At 46.2% G+C, this 18,662-nt stretch carries 16 protein-coding genes and 1 riboswitch; of the genes, 13 read left to right on the top strand and 3 right to left on the bottom strand.

Translation table 11 applies throughout. From position 1 onward, the window contains the following. Positions 1 to 169: 169 nt before the first annotated feature. On the top strand, positions 170 to 1,018 hold the full coding sequence (locus tag L0G63_RS03770) for an EamA/RhaT family transporter (protein ID WP_301449422.1): 849 nt from the start codon (positions 170 to 172) through the stop codon (positions 1,016 to 1,018). 177 nt (positions 1,019 to 1,195) lie between these two features. Beyond that, positions 1,196 to 2,086 (top strand): fructose bisphosphate aldolase, encoded by an 891-nt coding sequence (locus tag L0G63_RS03765; RefSeq protein WP_075105841.1) that lies wholly within the window; start codon positions 1,196 to 1,198, stop codon positions 2,084 to 2,086. A gap of 74 nt (positions 2,087 to 2,160) precedes the next feature. Here L0G63_RS03765 and thiC read toward each other — a convergent pair whose 3' ends face one another. Then, a complete protein-coding gene (gene thiC / locus L0G63_RS03760; RefSeq protein ID WP_301449421.1) occupies positions 2,161 to 4,257 on the bottom strand; it encodes a phosphomethylpyrimidine synthase ThiC in 2,097 nt (698 codons plus the stop codon). Between the two features lie 246 nt (positions 4,258 to 4,503). Further along, positions 4,504 to 4,659: riboswitch (TPP riboswitch) on the bottom strand. Between the two features lie 292 nt (positions 4,660 to 4,951). On the opposite strand from thiC, the gene pstS reads away from it, so the two are divergent. From pstS to phoU, 5 genes are all read left to right on the top strand, one after another. Then, positions 4,952 to 6,124, top strand: a complete 1,173-nt coding sequence (pstS, locus tag L0G63_RS03755; RefSeq protein WP_301449420.1) for a phosphate ABC transporter substrate-binding protein PstS — start codon at positions 4,952 to 4,954, stop codon at positions 6,122 to 6,124. A 219-nt stretch (positions 6,125 to 6,343) separates the two neighbouring features. Next, a complete protein-coding gene (gene pstC / locus L0G63_RS03750; RefSeq protein WP_093069746.1) occupies positions 6,344 to 7,297 on the top strand; it encodes a phosphate ABC transporter permease subunit PstC in 954 nt (317 codons plus the stop codon). 90 nt (positions 7,298 to 7,387) lie between these two features. Further along, positions 7,388 to 8,263: a phosphate ABC transporter permease PstA gene (gene pstA, locus L0G63_RS03745; RefSeq protein ID WP_301449442.1), complete on the top strand. Its 876-nt coding sequence runs from the start codon at positions 7,388 to 7,390 to the stop codon at positions 8,261 to 8,263. A gap of 239 nt (positions 8,264 to 8,502) precedes the next feature. Continuing rightward, positions 8,503 to 9,261: a phosphate ABC transporter ATP-binding protein PstB gene (pstB, locus tag L0G63_RS03740; protein WP_301449441.1), complete on the top strand. Its 759-nt coding sequence runs from the start codon at positions 8,503 to 8,505 to the stop codon at positions 9,259 to 9,261. Between the two features lie 100 nt (positions 9,262 to 9,361). After that, the gene (gene phoU / locus L0G63_RS03735) at positions 9,362 to 10,144 is read left to right on the top strand and encodes a phosphate signaling complex protein PhoU (protein WP_058023580.1); all 783 of its coding nucleotides are present in this window, start codon (positions 9,362 to 9,364) and stop codon (positions 10,142 to 10,144) included. An 84-nt stretch (positions 10,145 to 10,228) separates the two neighbouring features. On the opposite strand, the gene L0G63_RS03730 is transcribed toward phoU, so the two are convergent. Both L0G63_RS03730 and argH read right to left on the bottom strand, forming a co-directional pair. Continuing rightward, positions 10,229 to 10,519, bottom strand: a complete 291-nt coding sequence (locus tag L0G63_RS03730) for an oxidative damage protection protein (protein WP_058023955.1) — start codon at positions 10,517 to 10,519, stop codon at positions 10,229 to 10,231. 474 nt (positions 10,520 to 10,993) lie between these two features. Continuing rightward, positions 10,994 to 12,367: an argininosuccinate lyase gene (gene argH, locus L0G63_RS03725; protein WP_301449440.1), complete on the bottom strand. Its 1,374-nt coding sequence runs from the start codon at positions 12,365 to 12,367 to the stop codon at positions 10,994 to 10,996. A 230-nt stretch (positions 12,368 to 12,597) separates the two neighbouring features. On the opposite strand from argH, the gene L0G63_RS03720 reads away from it, so the two are divergent. From L0G63_RS03720 to L0G63_RS03695, 6 genes are all read left to right on the top strand, one after another. Then, positions 12,598 to 13,632 (top strand): histidine kinase, encoded by a 1,035-nt coding sequence (locus L0G63_RS03720; protein ID WP_301449419.1) that lies wholly within the window; start codon positions 12,598 to 12,600, stop codon positions 13,630 to 13,632. A gap of 235 nt (positions 13,633 to 13,867) precedes the next feature. Continuing rightward, positions 13,868 to 14,605 carry a LytTR family DNA-binding domain-containing protein gene (locus tag L0G63_RS03715; protein WP_301449418.1) on the top strand — a complete coding sequence of 246 codons (738 nt, stop codon included), beginning with the start codon at positions 13,868 to 13,870 and terminating at the stop codon, positions 14,603 to 14,605. Positions 14,606 to 14,793: 188 nt separating this feature from the next. After that, positions 14,794 to 15,828, top strand: a complete 1,035-nt coding sequence (gene hemC, locus L0G63_RS03710; RefSeq protein ID WP_301449417.1) for a hydroxymethylbilane synthase — start codon at positions 14,794 to 14,796, stop codon at positions 15,826 to 15,828. Positions 15,829 to 15,922: 94 nt separating this feature from the next. Continuing rightward, positions 15,923 to 16,897, top strand: a complete 975-nt coding sequence (locus L0G63_RS03705; RefSeq protein WP_301449416.1) for a uroporphyrinogen-III synthase — start codon at positions 15,923 to 15,925, stop codon at positions 16,895 to 16,897. Between the two features lie 59 nt (positions 16,898 to 16,956). Further along, a complete protein-coding gene (locus tag L0G63_RS03700) occupies positions 16,957 to 17,994 on the top strand; it encodes a hypothetical protein (protein WP_301449415.1) in 1,038 nt (345 codons plus the stop codon). Between the two features lie 62 nt (positions 17,995 to 18,056). Further along, positions 18,057 to 18,536, top strand: a complete 480-nt coding sequence (locus tag L0G63_RS03695; protein WP_301449439.1) for a thioesterase family protein — start codon at positions 18,057 to 18,059, stop codon at positions 18,534 to 18,536. The last annotated feature ends 126 nt before the right edge of the window (positions 18,537 to 18,662 follow it).

Here is an 18,662-nt window from a genome sequence, read left to right as displayed (position 1 = left end):
ATATATTTTGCTACCTTCTAGACCGCAACTGGCTTAGTTGATCAAATGATGAGCGTTGTCATCATATTTTTTAATGAAAACAGTGGAATACAAAGCGGCTTACTTGATGCTGCGCCACCAGTGTATGGATAATAAATACCCAGTACTAGGGTTCAAAAGGTAGGCCTTAATGATGTATCTAACCATTGCGGTGCTGTGTAGCGTCGCTGTTTCAGTGCTTTTAAAAATACTACGCCAAAAGAAAATGGATATTCGTCAGACCATTGTCGCAGGTTATCCCGTCGCTTTTTTATTGACTTGGCTTTTATTGAAGCCTGATGTCAGGGCCATAGATGCGCTAGACAGTGCTTGGGGCATCATCATCGCGCTTGGGATCTTGCTACCGGCCGTGTTTATCATTCTTGGACGTGCTATTGAGGCGGTGGGAATGGTGGCAACGGATGCCTCCCAGCGCTTATCATTGATTATTCCGATAGTGGCCGCTTTTTTGCTATTTGGTGAGGTGCTGACAGGTACGCGTGTGCTGGGATTGGTACTTGGCTTTTTGGCGCTAGGAGCACTGGTTTATCGACCACAGCAGACAGATACCCCTAAGCAAACAAAATACACACCGCTGTGGTTATTCGGTGTATGGGCGGGTTACGGCATCATCGATATCTTGTTTAAGCAGGTTGCCAAGCAGGGTACCGCTTTTCCGTTGACACTGTTTGTGAGCTTTGGAGTCGCAGGTTTATTATTGCTCGTCTATCTGCTCGTCACTCGGGTGCGCTGGCAGGCAGACGCCCTTGTCGCTGGATTGCTACTTGGCGCGCTGAATATGGGTAATATTTATGCTTATGTCAGAGCCCATCAAGTGCTCTCCGATTCACCCAGTATTGTGTTTACGGGGATGAACGTGGGTGTCATCGCAGTCGCCACATTGATCGGAGTGGGCGTGTTTAAAGAACGACTCAATCGCATCAATTTGGTGGGACTGCTACTCGCAGTATGCTGTGTGGGCGTCTTATTTTTGGCGTGAGATATGTTGTCCAAAGAAGGATACAGTAGAATTTTTAGCAAAGTTGTCACGTTTTCTATATAGGCATACTTATCATCCTATGATAAGGTCATCTACAAATAGCAGACCTTATATAGGTGATAGAAAGCTTGATTTATGATGTTTGAATTCACTCAATAAAAATAGGATGTACTTTCAATGGAATACGACAATCAGTTACAGCGCATAAAAGACGGTTCAGGGTTTATCGCTGCGCTCGATCAAAGTGGCGGCAGCACACCAAAGGCTTTAGAGAATTACGGCATCAGCGGCGATGAGTATGAGAATGATGAGGCCATGTTTGATTTGGTGCATGAGATGCGTGCCCGTATCATGACTTGCGACTGTTTTGACAATGAGCGTGTGCTTGGTGCGATCTTATTTGAAGATACCATGGAGCGCGACGTCAATGGTAAGTCGACCGCCAACTATCTGTGGGAAGACAAGCAAATCGTTCCATTTTTGAAGGTCGATAAGGGTTTAGCCGAGCAAATGAGCGGCGTCCAAGTCATGAAGCCGATGCCTAATCTAGACCTGTTGCTAGATAAAGCCAAGAACTATCCAGTATTTGGTACCAAGATGCGCTCAGTCATTTATGAGCCAAATGTCGATGGTATTGAGCTCGTTGTACAGCAGCAATTTGATGTGGCCAAGCAAATTATCTCAAAAGGCTTGATGCCAATCGTTGAGCCAGAGGTCAATATTGATAGTGCACAAAAACATGATTGCGAAGTACTGTTAAAAGCCGATATTTTGCGTAATCTGGAACGCTTAAATGACGAACAGCAAGTGATGCTCAAGCTGACATTGCCCGAAGAAGCAGGATTTTATCAGGAGCTGATTGACCATCCAAAAGTACTCAAAGTCGTGGCGCTATCAGGCGGTTATAGCCGCAATGATGCGTGCGCGAAGCTCAAACAAAACCCCGGTATGATTGCCAGCTTCTCGCGCGCCTTTACCGAAGGGTTGAGTAAGCAGCAAAGCGATGAAGAGTTTGCCGATACCATTAATACGTCGATTGAGGAGATTTATCAGGCGTCGAAGGTTTGATATTACTAAATACATAAACTAAAAAAGCCCAAACTTGATAGTCAGGTTTGGGCTTTTTTATTATAGTAAAAAGCTTATACTTCTTTGTATAACTGGCATCCCTCCTTGTTGTATTTTTCCATCATCTCAGCCATGCCTTGACGGACTTCTTCAGCACTGGCTTCGCCTACTTGTCCGACCAGTTCTGTATCGACTTTTTTGATCAAATGATCATCATCGCTTAAGTCGCCTGATTGCGGCGTCACTTTTTGGTTGGCGGCATCTTTGTCCAGTCCTGCTGCATACTCACGCACGTTTTGCGTGATTTTCATGGAGCAAAACTTCGGACCACACATAGAGCAAAAGTGTGCCGATTTATGCGCATCTTTTGGCAACGTTTCATCGTGATATTCGCGCGCGGTATCAGGGTCGAGCGCCAGATTGAACTGATCATCCCAGCGGAATTCAAAGCGCGCTTTGGATAGCGCATTATCACGCGCCTGTGCACCAGGGTGACCTTTGGCAAGGTCGGCGGCGTGTGCAGCGATTTTATAGGTAATAATGCCGTCTTTGACGTCTTTTTTGTTTGGTAGCCCTAAGTGCTCTTTTGGTGTGACATAGCATAGCATCGCGGTACCAAACCAGCCAATCATCGCCGCACCAATCCCACTGGTGATATGGTCGTAACCCGGGGCGATGTCAGTCGTTAATGGGCCCAAGGTATAGAAAGGCGCGTCAGCACACAGCTCAAGCTGCAAATCCATGTTTTCTTTGATACGGTTCATCGCCACGTGTCCAGGGCCTTCAATCATCAACTGTACGTCGTGCTCCCATGCCACTTTGGTCAATTCTCCAAGGGTGCGTAGCTCACCGAACTGCGCTTCATCATTGGCATCTTGCAAGCAGCCGGGGCGTAGACCGTCACCTAGACTGAACGCCACATCGTATTGCTTCATAATCTCGCAGATATCTTCAAAATGCGTGTATAAAAAGCTCTCTTTGTGATGCGCCAGACACCACTGCGCCATGATAGAGCCACCGCGTGAGACGATACCTGTCAAACGCTTTGCGGTGAGCGGTACATAGCGGAGCAGGACGCCTGCGTGAATGGTGAAGTAATCCACACCTTGCTCGGCTTGCTCGATCAAGGTATCACGAAATATTTCCCACGTCAGATCTTCAGCGACGCCATCTACTTTTTCTAAGGCTTGGTAAATCGGTACGGTACCAATCGGCACAGGAGAGTTACGGATTAGCCATTCGCGGGTTTCGTGAATGTGATTACCCGTCGATAAATCCATGATGGTATCCGCGCCCCAACGCGTAGCCCATGTCATTTTGGAGACTTCTTCATCAATCGATGAGCCGAGCGCTGAGTTGCCGATATTGGCATTGATTTTCACCAAAAAATTGCGCCCGATAATCATTGGCTCAGATTCAGGGTGGTTGATGTTGTTGGGAATAATGGCGCGTCCAGCCGCCACTTCATCACGGACAAATTCAGGGGTGATAATTTTGGGCGTGTTGGCACCGAAGCTCTCACCCTCATGTTGACGCATGTCAGTCAGTTCATGCTGCTTTTGCGTCTCACGTATCGCAATATATTCCATCTCAGGGGTAATGATGCCGCGACGCGCGTAGTACATCTGCGTGACGTTTTTCCCTGCTTTGGCACGGCGCGGTTTGTCAATATGAGCAAACCTGAGGTTGGCAGTGCTGATATCACGAGCACGCGCTTGCCCGTACGAGCTAGATAGACCGCTTAGTTGCTCGGTATCACCGCGCTCAGCGATCCAGTTTTCACGCAGTTTGGGTAGACCGCGGGTCAGATCAATCTCGACATTGGGGTCGGTATAGACACCTGAGGTGTCATACACATAAAAAGGCGGATTGTGCTCGCCATCCTTATCACCCGTACCGCCAACAGGCGTATCCGTTAAGCTGATTTCACGCATCGGTACTTGGATATCAGGTCGTGAGCCTTCGATATAGACTTTGCGTGAGGCGGGTAGGATACGGTGTAAGTCGCGCGCGTCTTCTTCGAAGCGCGCATCACTGGCGGCGCGGTGGGCAGGTGTCTTTAGCGCGTCGGCTTTTTTATCTGCTTTGGTGTCTGATACAGGAAGAATGTTATCGGCTGGGTTATGCGTTTGGGCTTTCGGTGCAATTGAGGTGCTGTCTGAAATAGTCATATGCTGTCCTAGCGTGTTGGTTTTTGAATAAAAGCAACACCGCCAGTAGCTGCGGGGCAAACACTCGTCATTCAGACAAATTTATATTATCAACACCTAACAGCGAGCAAAGAAATTGTCGCGGTTAATGGTCATCAAATAGTGGACGCCGCTTTCTATCTTCTCTCGTTATCTACGTATGCGACGTGCATCGTTAGACAATAGCGATGATAAAAGGGTATTTCTACGCGTCCGTTGTCATCAATAACAACGTGCTTAAGACTTCCCTGCGTCGGTACTAACCGCATCAGGTTCGGCGGGTGATCTCTCAGCGAATGTAGATAGGTGGCTACTTTTATCAATGTTTAACTATAAACGTTTAATAAAGTAGGCCAATGCTACACCGCACCCCGAGTCTGTCAGTGTTGTAAATCTTCTTCATACTAACAAAATTCTGCGTTAACGGCTAATGGAATTTGGATGAAAATATCAGGCGCTTATTTTGCTATTTAGCATGGATACAAAGAACAGGAGTTATTGATAGTAATTAAAATTCCTTGATATTACTGTTACTTAGAGGCGATTGCTAAATATTGTGTAAAGCGAATGCAGGATTTGAGAGGTTGTCATTAAACTGTCATAAAGATTTGTCAAGATAACGCTCATATCACAAACAATGCTTTTTTATATCGTTGTTAAACTTCAGGAGTCCTACATGCGTTATTCGTTATTAGCAGTGGCCGTTAGTTGTACATTAATGCTTACGGCGTGTAATAAGTCAACAGAGACGGCAGAACCAGCTGCTGATACGACCAGTAGCGCCGCTACCACGGCTGAAACCACCACTCAGACTCAGGCAACGCCTTCTGCTGACACGGGTTTCAAATCTGCTGAAAACATCGCCATGAATATCACAGGTGCAGGCGCATCATTCCCGCAGCCGATCTATGCCAAATGGTCTTATGACTATAACGCTGCCACAGGTGGCCAAGTCAACTATCAATCTATTGGTTCATCTGGTGGTATCAAACAAATCCAATCAAAAACCGTCGATTTTGGTGCTTCTGATGCGCCATTGACACCTGAAGAGCTTGAAGAGTCTGGTCTTATCCAGTTCCCAACCGTGATTGGTGGCGTTGTGCCAATCGTTAACATCGATGGCGTTGAGCCAGGTCAGTTAAAGCTAGATGGTGAAACCTTAGCCAATATCTATCTGGGTAAAATCAATAACTGGAATGATCCTGCGATCAAAGCCATGAACCCAGATTTGACTTTGCCAGATGCGGCTATCACCACAGTATTCCGCTCAGACGGTTCAGGTACGACTTTTAACTTTACCGATTATCTCGCCAAGGTATCACCAGATTGGAAAGACAGCGTTGGGGTTGATAAAACCGTTAAGTGGCCAACCTCTGCGACTGGTGCAGGTGGTAAAGGTAATGAGGGCGTCTCAAGCTACGTCAACCGTATGAAAAACTCTATCGGCTATGTGGAGTATGCCTACGCCAAGCAAAACAATATGTCACATGCCGCGCTTAAAAATGCCGCGGGCAATATCGTGCAGCCATCTGCTGAAACCTTTGCCGCCGCTGGTGACATCGATTGGTCACAACAAGAAGGCTTTTATAAAGTCATCACCAACTCTGAGACGGATCAAGCATGGCCAATCGCTGCTGCTACTTTCATCTTAGTACACAAGCAACCAGAGAATCCTCAGCAAGTCGCTGGCGTGTTGAACTTCTTTGATTGGGCGTATACCCAAGGTGATGATGATGCCATGGCGCTAGACTATGTCCCATTCTCTGATACAGCAGTGGCTCTATTCAAAGAGAAATGGAATGAGGTCAAAGGTAGCGATGGACAGCCAGTTTATAAGCCAGCGCAATAAACGATCTGTACAAGCTGCTGCTTAATGACTTTTTAATTTCCTCTTAAGCCACTATTCTCCGGTAGTGGTTTGAGAGGTTTTATCACAGCAAATTTGACCAAAACACTAATCGCTATATTTCACGATAACCATTAGTAATGATACAAGTTGCGTTTGCTGTCATAAAACGAAATGAACACCCTGGGTTTTTGAATTCACCCATTCAATGCTGAGACACTTATGACAGACTTAAGGTCCCAACTGGCTAAACAAAAACGTTACGACGCTTTATTTGTCAACTCTACCAAAGCGTTTGCCATACTCGTCCTCCTATCGTTAGGGGGCATTTTGGTGTCTCTGATTGTTGGGGCGTGGCCGAGTATCCAAGAGTTTGGTCTGGGGTTTTATAGCAGTAATAATTGGGATACGGTTGCCAATGAGTACGGGGCACTCGCGCCTATTTATGGCACCTTGGTGACGTCATTTATCGCGATTGTTATCGCTGTACCAGTCAGTTTTGGTATTGCGATATTTTTGACCGAAATGTGTCCAAAGTTCCTCAAAAAACCGCTTGGTATTGCCATTGAGCTGTTGGCAGGTATTCCTTCTATCATTTATGGTATGTGGGGCTTGTTTGTCTTTGCGCCTTTCTTTGGTGAGCATATTCAGCCATGGTTTATTGAGCATGTGGGCCCGCTACCGATCATCGGTAAGCTGTTTACAGGCGCACCCATGGGACTAGGTATGTTTACCGCGTCCTTGGTACTTGCCATCATGATTATCCCTTTTATCGCTGCCACCATGCGTGATGTTTTCTCTGTGGTGCCAGATCTACTCAAAGAGTCCGCCTACGGTATGGGTGCGACGACGTGGGAAGTGATGTTCAAGATTATCTTGCCTTATACCAAAGCGGGTGTCGTTGGCGGCGTAATCTTGGGACTGGGTCGTGCGCTCGGTGAGACCATGGCAGTGACTTTCTTGATCGGTAATGCGTTCAATATCAGCCCAAGTCTATTTACTTCTGGTGTGACCATCACCTCAGCATTGGCCAATGAGTTTGCCGAAGCGTCAAGTGAGCTGCATCTAGCGTCTTTACTGCATCTGGGCTTAATCTTGTTTATCATCACCTTCATCGTGCTGTCGCTGGCCAAACTGATGCTCATGCGCATGGATCACAAAGCAGGTAACCGATAAGCTTAAGCATGCTTATTGGATCTCGATTGATATTGATAAAAGATATGGGAAATAAATAGTATGGCTGCTAACAATGCGATGAATGCGCCCATGACCACCAAGCCAAGTAGCGTGGGGCGTTACAACAAGAGTCTGTACAACAAACGTCGCTGGATGAATAAGCTGGGTTTGGGGTTTGCCATGTCAGCCATGGTGTTTGGCTTATTTTGGTTATCATGGATCTTGGTGACGCTGTTTATTGAAGGCTTCCAAGGCATGGTGCAGCTGCCAATTTTTACCGCTGACACGCCGCCGCCGATGAGTCCAGGTGGTTTGCGCAATGCGATCGTGGGTTCTGCCATGCTGGCGTTTTCAGGATTGTTCATCGGCGCACCCATCGGGCTTATGACTGGTATTTATTTGTCTGAGTTTTCTAAAGGCAGTATGCTTGGCCAAGTGACGCGTTTTTTGAACGATATTTTATTATCGGCACCATCCATTGTCATTGGTCTGTTTATATATGCTTTAATGGTCAAAGGTCAAAGTTTCTCTGGTTGGGCAGGCGCATTGGCATTGGCATTGATTGTCATTCCAGTCGTCGTACGTACCACGGAGAATATGCTGAATCTGGTACCCAATAGCTTGCGCGAAGCGGCTTATGCACTTGGCACGCCCAAGTGGAAAATGGTGACGCAAGTGACTATCAAAGCTGCCAAAGCGGGACTGACGACAGGGGTGCTTTTGGCTTTTGCTCGTATCACAGGTGAGACGGCGCCATTACTATTTACCGCGCTCAATAATCAGTATTTCAGTACCGACATGGGTCAGCCAATTGCCAACTTACCCAATACCATCTATCAGTTTGCGATGAGTCCTTATGATAATTGGCACACACTGGCATGGGCAGCCGCGCTGCTGATCACAGCGTCGGTCTTGGTATTGAATATTTTGGCAAGATTTATTGGCAATCGCGGTCAGGTCAAATAAAGACAGATATCGCTGCAAAGATACCAAGTATTTACTTATATTTATACGAAATACACTAAGCTAGGTTGGATAATATTATGAATGATGTCGTAAGCAAAGCCCGCACAGAAACAACGGCTGATCGCTTTAACAGTACAACAGACAGCTTGTTAAATAGAACCACGTCTCATAGTGCGCAATCGCAGCAACCCAATACTGCTGACTTCACTAAGCAAAGCATTCATGATATCCCCAAAAACATGCCCAAAGCAAAAATGGAAGTCCGCGATCTTAACTTTTACTACGATGATTTTCAGGCATTAAAAAACATCAATATCGATATCGCAGAAAAGAAAGTGACGGCGTTCATTGGTCCATCAGGTTGCGGCAAATCGACGCTGCTACGTACCTTTAACCGCATGTATGATCTGTATCCAGGAATGCGTGCAGAGGGCGCTATCAACCTTGATGGGCGCAATATTTTGAGCAAAGACATCGATGTCAACTTGCTACGCGCGCAGGTCGGTATGGTATTTCAAAAGCCAACCCCGTTTCCCATGTCGATCTATGACAATGTTGCCTTTGGTGTCAAACTCTATGAAAAGCTCAGCAAAGACGAGCTAGATCATCGCGTGGAGTGGGCACTAAAAAAATCGGCGCTATGGCCAGAAGTGAAAGACAAACTAAAAGCATCCGGCCTGTCACTATCAGGTGGTCAGCAGCAGCGTCTGTGTATCGCTCGTAGTGTCGCAACCAAGCCTGAAGTATTGCTGCTCGATGAGCCAACGTCTGCGCTTGACCCTATCTCGACGGGTGCTATCGAAGATCTGATAGAAGATCTCAAAAATGACTATACCATCGCCATCGTTACCCACAACATGCAGCAAGCGGCGCGGGTATCAGACTATACCGTCTATATGTATCTAGGCGATATGATCGAGATGGGTGAGACTGATCAGATCTTTACCAAACCTACCCAAACTGCGACAGAAGATTATATTACTGGTCGCTATGGCTAGGGCTGATTAATTAGTACTGAAGAGCTAATACTGAAGTTGGGTCGTTTCACTCAACCAGCATATCGCGCTACTAAAATATAGATTTCAGGGAATATCTCTCATGCAAAGTGATAAGCATATCTCCAAAAGTTTTGACCAAGATCTTGATGAAGCCATCCGTTTGTTCTTATACATGGGTGATAGTGCTGCCAACCAAGTGGCCAAAGCGATTCATGCACTTATTGATAGAGACGAGACACTGGCGCAAGAGGTCATCGAGATGGATTTTGATATCAACCGCATGGAGGTTGAGCTCGATGAACATATTTTATTGTTGGTTGCTAAGCGTCAACCTGCCGCAGGAGATTTGCGTCTGGTTATGTCGATCAGTAAAGGCGTGGTAGATTTGGAACGTATTGGCGATGAGGCGGTAAAAATCGCGAAAATGGCCAGCAGAATCGCGGCACAAGGCAAATCGTCTTACGGCTATGCTGAGGTACAGCATTTGAGCAATCAGGTAAGACTGATGCTTAACAACGCACTAGAAGCCTTTAGTCAATCGAATGCTGAGCAAGCGTTTGAGGTCATGCGCAATGACAGTGTGGTCAATAATGAATATCAATCTGCCATTCGCGCGTTGATGACCTATATCATGGAAGACTCAAGACAAGTCTCAAAGGTCATCAATATCATGTGGATTTTGCGCTCGCTTGAACGTATCGGCGATCATGCGCAAAACGTGGCGGAGCTGGTGATCAACTATATCAGTGGTCAAGATGTACGCCATTCAGACTATGCCATGGTCGAAAAAGCGGTGCAAGAAGCCAATGATCGTCTGGCTGCTCGTCAAGTGAGCACGATGTCAGTCGACGACTACGAAGCTTTAGAAAGTAATGACGACTAATAACGCAGGCAGAATAGTCTTCTTACGTAAAAAACGCGCTTACTATAGCGCGTTTTTTTATGGATGTAATACAGTGGTCTCAGCCTAGCTTTCTGGCGTCCAGCCTTGGGCGCGCTCATAGTCTTCATTATCCAAGAACTTATCACGCTGCTCGGTCAAGAATTTTTTGGCTTCAGGATCCATCATACTCAAATGGTTCTCATTGATGAGCATGGTTTGATGTTCTAGCCACTCTTTCCATGCCTTGTCAGATACTGTTTCTTGTAGCTCTTGGCCTTTTTTATTAGGGAAGGGCGGATGGGGCATTTTTGGTAGTTCTTGCTTGTATTTGCGGCAAAACACGGTATTGTCTTGGGGATTAAAAGTCTCAGTCATCAGGTGTTCCTTATTTATTATATTAGGGCGTGTCATCAATTAGCCTATTCAGTCATTTAGCGGTCTTAAAATGGCTAAATCTTGTCAAACATCGTCAAAAACTTTGTGAATATACCGATATTCTCTGCAGTTTTTTCCTTGTTTGACTACCATTTATCTTATTTTAAGCCTCGCTATCTAAATGATGATATGCCCTAGCAGGCAAGTTAAATAATCGTATGAGTCTATGATAACGGTCTTGGTCAATTTAGCAAAGGGTATCTCGTGTCTCTTAACCAACAGACATCAATCTACAAGGCGTCATCCGTACATTCTACTTTTTTTCTGCTTTTATTGTTGCTGGTTTCATATGACGCCGAATGAGGCTGCGCGAAAAAGCGCGAATAGCGAATGGTTAATGAAATAAAAACACCCGCATCAATAGCGGGTGTCAGATGTAGCGCGGTCAGTTCACTTATGCTTAAAACGATATGATCAAGCAAAGGCTTTTAAACGAGCGCGGCCATTGATTACGGCTTGCTTGACTTGGTTTGGCGCAGTACCGCCCAGATGGTCACGAGCTGCTAGTGAGCCCTCTAGCGTGAGATAGTCAAAGACATCCTCACCGATGGCATCACTGAATTGTTGCAATTGTGCCAAGGATAAGTCACTGAGGTCGACGCCTTCTTTAATGCCTAGTGCAACCGCATTACCCACGACTTCATGCGCATCACGGAACGCAACGCCTTGACGTACCAGATAATCTGCCAAGTCAGTGGCAGTGGCATAGCCTTTCATCGTTGCAGCACGCATGCTCTCTTTGTTTGGGACAATGTTGGGCAGCATATCAGCAAAGGCAAGTAGTGAGCCTGTTAGCGTGTCGACACAATCAAACAAAGGCTCTTTGTCTTCTTGGTTGTCTTTATTGTAGGCGAGTGGCTGGCTTTTCATCAGGCTGAGTAATGTCATTAGCTGACCAAAGACACGTGCCGCTTTACCGCGTACCAATTCTGGCACGTCAGGGTTTTTCTTTTGTGGCATGATTGATGAGCCAGTACAGAAACGATCGGGTATCTGGACAAAGTTAAACTGCGCTGACATCCACAGAATAATCTCTTCACTCATACGTGACATGTGCATCATCAGAATCGAGGCGGCGGAGGTAAACTCAATCGCAAAATCACGATCTGAGACGGCATCGAGCGAATTTTGACAAATACCTTCAAACCCTAGCAACTCAGCGGTGATGGTACGATCAATCGGGAACGTTGTACCAGCTAGGGCTGCACTACCAAGGGGCATCTGATTGATACGGCGACGGGCGTCAACCAAACGCTCGGTATCGCGATACAACATCTCAAACCACGCCATTACATGGTGACCAAAGCTGACAGGCTGGGCGGTTTGTAGATGCGTAAAACCAGGCATAATGGTATCGGTATGTTGATCAGCCAGATCAAGCAGGCCACTTTGTAAGCGCACGAGCAGCTCAATAATATTATCGATCTCTTCACGCAACCATAAACGAATGTCGGTCGCGACCTGATCGTTACGGCTACGGCCCGTGTGTAGCTTTTTGCCGACTGGGCCTATAATATCAGTCAAGCGAGATTCGACGTTCATGTGCACATCTTCGAGGGCGATCGACCAATTAAACTCACCCGCTTCGATTTCTTGCAGCACGGTGTTTAGCCCATCGATAATGGTAGCCACCTCATCAGCAGTCAAGATATCGCATGCTTTGAGCATCGTTGCATGCGCAATCGAGCCTTGGATGTCGTGGCGAGCGAAGCGTTGGTCAAAGCCGACAGAGGCAGTAAAGGCGGCAACGAAGCTATCCGTCGCCTCGCTAAAGCGCCCGCCCCACATTTGCTGGCCTTGAGTGCTGATAGGGCTATTTTTTGCATCTTTGTTTGTTGTTGGGACATTCGTGCTAGAATCAGAAGCAGATGAATTTTTACTTGATTCAGGATTACTAAGGTTTGAAGAATTGGCGTTCATATCGGTACAAGACAAGTCAAGAGAATAAGAACTCGAGTATAGCAAATGATGAGGTTGCCTTACTAGCTACGCGCTTAGAGTTTTTTATTCCCAAGCTTATGCAGCTCATGAAGCCGTGGCAATGGCTGACCTATATCGTTTTTTGGTCACTGTTTTTGACGGTGATTGAGCGTCATGGTCTATCGAGCTGGTCAGATTTTATCATCAAGCTGCTGGCGAGAATCATTCAAAACGCACTGACCGTCATACCCGCATTGTATTTGGTGGATTATCTGCGCCCTATTCTAAAAAATGCCAGTATTCCTAGTGTTAGTGTGCGTATCGTCATGCTCATGATGTTTTCTGCGACTGTTTCTATGGCATTAGTGGTCTTGGTGATGATCAATCTGGGTTTTATGACGTACGATCGTCATGCTTTTTTGACAAACCTATGGTTTAATACGGTACTGACTGGCGGTTTTACGATTGTGTTTTTGCTGTACTTTTTGCGTAGCCATCGTGAGCTCAATGCGCTCAGACTATCATTTGAATATAAATTGACCGCGCAAAACGATTTAATCAAAGTTCGTACCGCCCCACATTTTTTCTTTAATACCATCAACACACTGGTATCGCTTATTGAGTCAAACCCACCAAAAGCGGCCGCTTTATTACAGCACGTTTCAGTATTATATCGCGCCAGTTTTAGCGGCGAACGTGAGATCAGTTTTGAAGAAGAAATTGCGCTTTGTGAGCATTATCTAGCGATTGAGTCTAGCCGCTTGGCAGACAAGCTTGAGGTCAATTGGGATCTGCCTGACGAGGATGTCATGTATGATATGGTGATTACAGCATTAACCTTACAAAGTGTCCTAGAGAAAATGCTGCTCAATGTGGTTGAGATGACCACCGAAACCATTTATTTCAATATTAAGGTCAGATGGGAGTCGCACCGCGTGCATATTCAGATTGATGTGAAGCTGCCCAAAAAGACGTTGATCATTAACTATGATTTACGTCAGCACATGAATTTTTACATTCAAGCGGATCGCTTACGTGCTTATTTCGGCCAAAGCGCCGATATCCAAGGCACAGTCACGAACAATCATGTGACTACCATTATTGACTATCCCCTTCAAGATGTCAGCGTATAAATCTCTATTTTCCTTTCCTGCTTTTTCATCGTTATTATTGATCATAAAGAGTGATGGCATATTTATTGCTTAGTCTCCTATATCTATATGGTTATTACGATTTATATCTGTCAATTACTGACAACGAGTGGTTAATATTAAAAATATGATGTAGAAAAATTCACCATATTGAACTGACCAGTATATTCGTCATACCATCGACACATATTCAGTAGAATTTGAGGTGGGAGTTTACATGCGTATTATAGTTTGCGATGATGAGCCTCTAGCGCGTGAGCGTTTGGTGAGAATCGTCCAAGAGTCAGGTTACGAGGTCGTTGCGCAAGCAACCACAGGGGCAGAGGCTATTGTCGCTGTAAAAACTCAGCAGCCTGATATTATATTGTTAGACATTCGTATGCCTGAGATGGATGGGGTGCGCTGTGCCCAAGAGTTGAATCAACTTGAGCATCCACCAGCAATTATATTTGTTACCGCTTACGATCATTATGCGATAGCGGCGCTAAAAGCGAATGCAATCGGCTACGTGCTCAAACCTGCAAACAAAGATGAGCTTTTAGAGGCGCTAAACAAAGCAAAAAACCTAAACGCTGCACAACTAAATGAGATTCGTAAGCTTGAGGATCCAACGGCGCGCCCAATACGTGAGCACATTGCCGCTCGTACTCACCGCGGGGTTGAGCTTATTAAAATCAAAGATATTTATTATTTTGCAGCAGATCAAAAGTATGTCAAAGTGCGTCACAAAGGCGGCATCGTATTGATTGATGAAACTTTGAAAGAATTAGAGCGAGAGTTTGAAGATCGTTTGTTCCGCGTCCATCGCAACGCCATTATCAATTTGAACTTTTTGGATTTTTTGGAAACGTTAGATGCAGGGCAGTATCAGATCCGTTTTAAGGGCATAGACGAGACTTTGGCGGTGAGTCGTCGTCATCTGCCAGCCTTACGTGATAAAATCCAAAGTATGTAATAGTGAGAAGGGTGACATCATCATCCCATATCATCAAACCCTTATTTATGCTTAAATAGGGGTATTTTTTTGCGTCGGTATTTACCATCAGTGCTTTGAGCTGCCTCTTTTTATGGCAAGTTTTGGTTTTGTATCGTACTGACATTATAGTATCGAGCTTGAGAGTATCGAACTTATTGAGGCCCTTTATGAGCAATCTGCAGCAACCTGCTTTGACTACCCTAACCATCGCCACGCGTCAGAGCCCTTTGGCCCTATGGCAAGCAGAGCATATTCGTGATCGTCTGTTGGCGCTTTATCCTGAGCTGAGCATTCACCTACTAAAAATTGTCACTAAGGGTGACAAGATTTTGGACACACCATTGGCCAAAATTGGCGGTAAGGGATTGTTTGTCAAAGAGCTTGAGCAGGCACTGTATAACAAACAAGCAGACATTGCGGTGCATTCGCTAAAGGATGTTCCTATGCAGCTCCCTGATGGCCTGACGCTGGGCGTCTATTGCAAACGTGCCTCACCCACTGATGCTTTTGTCTCAAATACTTATAATAGTATTGATGAATTGCCGCAAGGCGCGATCGTGGGGACGTCAAGCTTGCGTCGTCAATGCCAGATCAAGGCCTATCGTCCAGATCTACAAATCAGAACCCTACGAGGCAATGTCGGTACGCGTTTAGGCAAGCTAGATGCAGGTGAGTACGATGCTATTATTTTGGCCACCAGTGGTTTGCAGCGTATTGAGCTGGATGAGCGCATTCGCGGACAGCTAGATATTGATGCGTGCCTGCCAGCTGTGGGTCAAGGGGCTTTGGCGATTGAGTGCCGTGAAGGCGATGACGAGGTGTTGAAATTACTAGCGCCACTGAACGATGATAAAGCGCGTATTCGCCTTATCGCTGAGCGTGCGCTTAACCGTCACTTGGAGGGTGGCTGCCAAGTACCGATTGCAGCCTATGCTGTCTTGCAAATGGCTGATGAAACCAGTGCGAATAACGATGACAATGGCGAAAACGGTAACAATGATAACGGCAATGTACTGTGGCTCCGTGGCCGTGTGGGTCAGGCGGATGGCAGTAAATTGCTAAAAGCAGAGAAGCGAGTCACTCTAGTCGGTACACAAGATGAGCAAGAAGCGCAAGCGAATCAGCTTGGTATCGATGTCGCAGATAAGTTGCTTGCCGATGGCGCAGGGGAGATCTTATCAGCCATTTATCATCCTGAGTAACGCATTGGCCTTATCCTATTTGGTCGTAGATCAGCTTGTTTGAGAGTGGGTCTACGATTGATAAACTCTTTACGCTTTTTGCCGTGGGATATCGATGTCATCAACGTCAAGTCACGCTAAATCTTTGTATAACAAACCACTGTCCAATGAGTCAATGTCGCAAATTGTCATCAATACGCGACCGATTGCTCGCGCTGCCCCGCTTACACAGTATTTGCAGGCAGCGGGACTGAGCGTGGTTGAGATACCGATGCTGACACTGCGTCAGCGTCCAACCACTGATGAAGATAGGGCGCTGATGCACGCGTGGCTAGCGGGTGAATATAAAGCACTGGTGATCGTAAGCCCCACTGCTGCAAGCTTAGGTCTAAAGGTTTGGCAATCGCTTGTACATAACGATCATGACGATAGTGATGATACGAAAACGGCAAACAAAGCAGCAGATAGGGGTCATAAGGCTTTGATAACGCCAAGCCCACTCATTGCAGTGGGGCAAGCGACCGCTGCGGCCCTCAATCAGGCAAAAATAGACGCGACCAACTATCAAGTGCGACAGCCCAAAGTTGCCAATAATGAAGGGATGCTGGCCATGCCTGAAATCGAACGCTTACAGTCAGGTGATAAGCTTTTGATATGGCGCGGGCTTGGGGGACGGCGATTACTGGTTGATACCTTGCAAGCACGCGGCGTACAGATCGATAGTATTGCATGGTATGAGCGCTCGATGCCTATTGAGGCGATGGCTCAGTATCAGCAGTGGCAACAAGATTTTCATTCGTATCATAAAATAGCGAAGACCACAAAAAAGCCTATCGTCGTCGTGAGTAGTGGTGCCGCTTTTGAGCATTGGACCACTATCGTTGCAGACGCAAAGACTGTCGCGTCAGAACATGACAGTCACATTACAAGTGCTACAGCAATCAACTTGCCACTCAGCTTATCAGATTTTGCTTATGTGGTATTGGGGGCGCGCTTGGCCAATATGGTGGCAGCTCAGCGTCTGAGCTATTGGCGCGTAGAGGATTTGGCGCCAGATACCATTCTATCAGCCATCAATAATGATACTTAGCGTTACCATTTTTTATTTGCGTTAAACCTGTTTACACATACCTATAGCGGTACGTCCTTATGTCAATGAATTCTGAGTCCTTATCTAAGGAGCCTTCTCCTATCCAGCAGCGCCGGCAAGCACACATTTTGTTGCTGCGCTTACAGTGGCTGGTTATCTTGCTGCTTATCGCAGCATTGCTGTGGCTCTATATTAGTCAGCAGCGTTTTCAGCATAGTGTCAACGAGCGCTTGCAAAGCAATGAGCAGGTTGTCAGTCGCCTAAACGAGATGGACGATCGTTTGTTTGCCATGAGCCAGCAGACGCTACCAGAGCCTAGAGTCAAAGCCAGTAGCCAAGCGCAAAACCAACTGGATTTACTGCGTATTCAAATAAAAGCAGCAGATAGGTTGATAGCAGACAACAATGACAGCGCAGCGATAGAGTTGCTGCGAGGTTTGCATTGGCAATTGGCACAAAGCAGCAATGAGATTGCCCCTGCATTGACCGTCGTGATCAAGCAAAGCTTGCTCAAAGATATCGAACGACTACAGGCGCAAAGCTCGCAGCCCAGCCCATGGCAAATACAAAATCTTGCGATACAAAACATCCAAGAGTTTTTGCACAGTCATGAGCGCCTTGGGAGTTACGAGGGTGCTGATATTCAGCGCCGAGAGCTAGTTGATGCTGCAACTGAGGGTGACCAAAAGCGTGCAGTAGCGAATCCGCCTGCTCAAACGTCAGCGCGTAACGACACGACATTGACGCGTAGACAACTGACGATTCATGAAGTCATCATGACGTTGAATCTGGCGAGTCAAGCGAGCAATATGCGCGAGCAGGATCAACTGATCAATTATTTAACCCAAGCGCGCAAACAGCTAAAAACCTTACTACCTAAATCATCGGTTAGCAATGGCAAAAACTCCGCGCAAGTTGGCGCCATTGGCATTGCTCCATCCGACAAAAAGCCAAAGGGTACGGACAACAACCTAGAGACCATGCAGTCGCCAAATGATATACCAGAAGTCATTGCCTGGCTTGACCAACTGATTGCCAACGCTCCTAAGCCAACACCCTTGTTAACCACACAGATTTTGGATAAGCCACAACCTTAATCGATACGGTTCGAAACAGCTATATATAGACAACATGAGACACAAGGTAAGTTATGACCAATATGAGTGAAAAATCAGATTTCATGTCTGAGGTAGCAATTGATCGACCTGAAGTACTGGCGCATTACCCAGTGATTCATTATCAGCCGATTCATTGGGGTGAGATGGATGCCTTTAACCATTTAAATAACGTGGTGTATTATCGTTATTCTGAGTCAGCGCGTATTGGCTATTTACATGCGCTAGATATGTTCGATGGCAGTATGGTCACCGTCTTAGCACAGTCGAGCTGCCAGTATTTGCACCCAGTGACCTATCCTGATACTTTGTTATTGGGCGTTCGCTGTCAGCGTCTGGGCAATACCAGTATCGCGATGGAATATAGCTACTATAGTACAGCACAAAACAAAATCGTTGCCACCGCTGAGGCTGTCGTGGTGCGCCTCGATAGTGATGGCAAAGCTAAACTGCCTTGGACAGCAGAAGAACGTGCGCGCTTACTGGCATTAGAGGCAAAATTTGGTCATACCCCTGAATATTAGAATAGGCTTTAGCTGCGTTGATGACCTATCTCGGATAGTGTTATATAACCATCAAAAATAAAAAAGGCACGCTAACATTATCGTAGCGTGCCTTTTTTCATGACTTTTCTCAGGCCATTTTCCAAG

Source organism: Psychrobacter sp. (assembly GCF_030454045.1).
Lineage (GTDB): Bacteria > Pseudomonadota > Gammaproteobacteria > Pseudomonadales > Moraxellaceae > Psychrobacter.
Note: the sequence above shows the minus strand (reverse complement) of the source record. Positions and strands in the feature narration are given on the sequence as shown.